The 3,853-nt window shown below is 60.0% G+C and carries 4 protein-coding genes; all 4 read left to right on the top strand.

What is annotated here, in order from left to right; all coding sequences use genetic code 11:
* Positions 1-1,282, top strand: a 1,282-nt coding sequence (locus ACOSYY_RS15585) for a HEAT repeat domain-containing protein (protein ID WP_421663522.1), incomplete at its 5' end; no start/stop codon positions are given.
* Positions 1,283-1,375: 93 nt separating this feature from the next.
* Positions 1,376-2,473, top strand: coding sequence for a HEAT repeat domain-containing protein (locus tag ACOSYY_RS15580; RefSeq protein ID WP_421663520.1), 1,098 nt, complete (start codon positions 1,376-1,378; stop codon positions 2,471-2,473).
* Positions 2,474-2,505: 32 nt separating this feature from the next.
* Positions 2,506-3,606 carry a HEAT repeat domain-containing protein gene (locus tag ACOSYY_RS15575; RefSeq protein ID WP_421663518.1) on the top strand — a complete coding sequence of 367 codons (1,101 nt, stop codon included), beginning with the start codon at positions 2,506-2,508 and terminating at the stop codon, positions 3,604-3,606.
* The coding region (locus tag ACOSYY_RS15570; protein ID WP_421663516.1) for a HEAT repeat domain-containing protein at positions 3,599-3,853 on the top strand (255 nt) is incomplete at its 3' end. The genes ACOSYY_RS15575 and ACOSYY_RS15570, both read left to right, overlap by 8 nt.

The raw sequence follows: 3,853 nt of genomic DNA, 5'->3' as shown, positions 1-3,853 counted from the left end.
GCTCGCCGACATGGGCGATCCGACGACCTTGGACGCCCTGATCGGCGCCTGCAACGATGACTTCTGGTCCGTGCGGGCTCATGCCGGCCGCGGTATCGCGAAAATCGGCGGGCCGAAAGCGGTCGAAGCCCTGATCAGCCTTTTTAACGATTCCATCATGGAAGTTCGCGATCACGCGGTCGAAGCCGCGGCGAAGATGGGTCCTATCGTGCTTGATCGCCTGGTGACTGCCATGAAAGATGAGCGTTGGCGCGTGCGGGAACACGCCGCCAAGGCGGCCGGCAAGATCAGGGACTCACGAGCCGTCGACGCGCTGATCGGAGCCTGCCGCGACCGGGACGGAGCCGTCAAGAGCGCGGCAGCTGAAGCCTTGGGCAGAATCGCCGATCCGAAAGCCGTTCCGGCCCTGATCAAGCTGTTTCGGGATTCTTCTAAAATCGTGCGCGAGACGGCCGGAACGGCTCTGGTCTACATCGGACATCCTTCGGTCGATCCGCTGATCGACAGTCTCAAGGACAAAGACTTTGTGGTTCGATGCCACGCGGCCCGCGCGTTGGGCGGGATGACCACCGACTATCAAATCGGCAGGTCTTGGGTACGAGACGCAAAGGTCGTGGACGCTTTGATCGCCGCTTTGAAGGATCCTGATCGAGCCGTTCGCGAGGACGCGACGATTGCATTAGGCATGATCGGTGACTCCCGGGCCATCGATGCCCTGGTGGAAGCCATGAAGGACGGAGCCGTGAAGCGGCATGCCATTGCCTCACTCGGCATGATCGGTGATTCACGCGCCCTCCCAGCGGTGTTGGACGCCTTGAAAGGCAAGGGCATCAAGCAGGAGGGCTCGCCAACGCCGGGGTGCATCGTCAGTGAAGATGCGTTCATCAAGGAAGCCGCCGCCACTGCCCTCGGTCAGTTTCGCAATCCCCGTGTGATTCCGGATTTGATCATGTTGCTGAAAGACGGGGTCTTGCGGGAAAAGGCCGCGGCGGCTCTGGCGGTGATCGGGGATGCGGCCATCGAACCGTTGATTGCCTTCCTCTATGACCCCAAAGCATCTGAAGTCGAAGCCGAAAAAGAACGAGTGCTTTCATATGCATCCGTTCGGCTGACGGCAAAAGACGCCTTGAAGCAGATTACGCTCGATACGTTGGAAAAGCTCGGATGGACGCCTCCTGATGAAGTGGTGGAAATCAGCTCAAGCCAGGCCGACAATCTGCGCGTCGATCGGCCGTTAGGAAAAACCGGACGCTTTGGCCCGTCCGGCGACTTGGCTAATTGACCCCCTGCAACCAGGCTCACACCCGCCATCCGGTCGCCATGAAGACATTTATTCTGAAGTGAACCGCTGAATCCTGCACGAATGGACAACAGCATGACCGATGTGGTCGCAGAACAGATCGCGGCGCTCAGGGACGAGGATTGGGCCATCCGTGGTGAAGCGGCCGACCTGCTCGGTACCTTCAAAGATCCGCGCGCGGTCGTTCCTCTGGTTTCTCTCCTTCGGGACGAGGATCGCTCCGTGCGAGAAGCGGCGATTGAAGCGTTGCGCGCGATCGGAGCGCCGGCCGTCGAGACGGTGGGAACCTGCCTCGCTGAAGCAGATCTTTCGGTCCAAGAATCAGCGTCGGCAATCCTGACCACCATTGCCGATGAGCGGGTGCTTGCTCCGCTCATCAAGGCATTGCTTAGCGGCGATTGGATCGTCCGGATGCACGCGGCCAAGGCTCTGGGTCGGGTACGGAGCGCAGACTCGGTTGAGTCGCTCATTCCACTGCTTCAGGACAAGGTCAAAGCGGTTCGTGAGGAAGCGGCTGCCGCCCTAGCCGCCGTCGGCGACGCCGCGATTCCGTCCCTCTTGAAGGCATTGCAACATGAGGACTGGCTTGTTCGTCTCCATGCGGTGGAATCGTTGGGGAAGGCTAAATCGAAACAGGCTGTGGAGTCGCTACTGTCGGTGTTGTTCAACGATCAGGATTCCGCGGTTCGCGAAGATGCAATACGGGCCCTCGGCGAGATCGGTGACCCCCAAGCGGTCGAGTATTTATGCACGGCGATGCGTGAGCCCGGATTGCGGACATTGGCGGTCGAGGCGCTCGGTCGGATCGGTGATCCACGCGCTGCTCCAGTGCTGATCGACGTCCTCTCGGGAGCCGGCCCTCCGCCTGCGATGCGGACAGTGGCCGGCTGCGGGGACCAGTGGAATGAAGAAGTCATGACGCAAGGCGCGGCGGCGCGAGCGCTCGGCCTAATCGGCGACGAAATGGCAATCCCTTCGCTCCTCGCGGCACTGCACCAGACCTTCACGCGAGCCGAAGCGGCGGCGGCACTGGCCAAATTCGGGGCGAAGGTGATTCCATTTTTGCTTCCGATGCTGAACGAACCTCGCGATGAAAACCTGCTGTTTCACGTCCGTGAAACGTTGGCGTCGGCAGGATGGAGAACCGGCAGGTCACGGACCGGCACACATTAGCCTCAGCATTAGGCCATTCTGATACTGAAGTCATGCCGAAAGAAACGATAGAAACGCTGGTCTCTGAACTGATCCATGAAGAGGATTGGCGCCGTATGCGAGCGACGGCGGCCTGTGTGGCCGGCGGTCCTCGTTCGGTCCAGGCGCTCATCGAGGCTTTACGGTCCGGCCCCCCCGAGTTGAAAAGAGAAGCGGCGGCAATGTTAGCCCGCATCAAAGATCCGCAGGCCGGGGTTGCCCTTGTCAAACTCCTCGAACATGATGAGGCGGCTGTCCGAAACGCGGGGGCGGCGGCCCTTGAACAGATGGCGGGCGTGCTCGACACGGACACGGCGCGTGCGCTGGTTTCGTTGTTGCCGAACATATCGGAGGGAGCGACCCGAGAGGTATTGACTCACTTGATCGGAGCGATTCCTACTTCCATCTTTCCCCTATGCGAAATGCTCAAGCATCCAGACCAGGATGTGCAAATCGCGGCGGCATTGATGCTCGATCAATTATTGGATCCCCGTTCCGTCGATGCATTCATCGATGCGATCGGCCAGCCCGCCGTCCGGGACATCGCAGTCGGAACATTGAAGAAGCTGAGCGCAATCCGCGAACGAATCGATGAGACGTTCAATGCGCTGCGGGAGGTCGAAGGAGCCAGCGAGCGCGAAGAAGCGCGCATGGCGACGGTCATCCACCTTCTCGGGATCGGACGGCCGAGCGTGGAAATCCTCATCGAGTACCTGGAAGACGACGACTGGCTCGTGCGGGAGGCGGCGGCTGACTTACTGGGGAAAATCGGCGACGTGCGAGCCGTAGAACCATTGATGAAGAGGCTGGAACAAGACAAGGATACCGGTGTCAAAGAGTTGGCGATCAAGGCGCTTGGATTGATCGGCGATGCGCGACCGACTCAGCTCTATCTTGCGGCCATTCCCATCCGCCCGCTGCGCGTCTATGCGATGGAGGCTCTGGCCAAAATCAAGGAAGCAGGAGTCTTGCGCCCACACAAGGAACTCTTTGACCGGCTCCGTACGGATCGTGACGGACTCGTGGCTTATAATGCCGGCTTGATCGCCGACAAGCTCGAAGCCATCACGGCCATGGAAACCCAATCCCGTGAAGAGGACCATGAGAATGACTGAACAGGGTGCGTCCGGGCGAATCGAGCAACTCATACAAGCATTGCATGACGAAAATGAAGCGTTGCGCGAGCACGCAATCGCAGGCCTTGGTCAGACCGGTCCACAGGCACTTCCCAGATTGATCGACCTGATGGCCGATGAAGATGCGGTGATTCGAGAGGCAGCGAGCAGTGCGGTGGTACGGATGGGCCCCTCCGTCGTCGACCCAATGATCGAAGCGCTGCAAGATGACTCTTGGGCAATCCGA

The sequence above is a fragment of the Nitrospira sp. BLG_2 genome (assembly GCF_049222245.1).
This window is presented reverse-complemented; position numbering and strand designations above follow the sequence as displayed.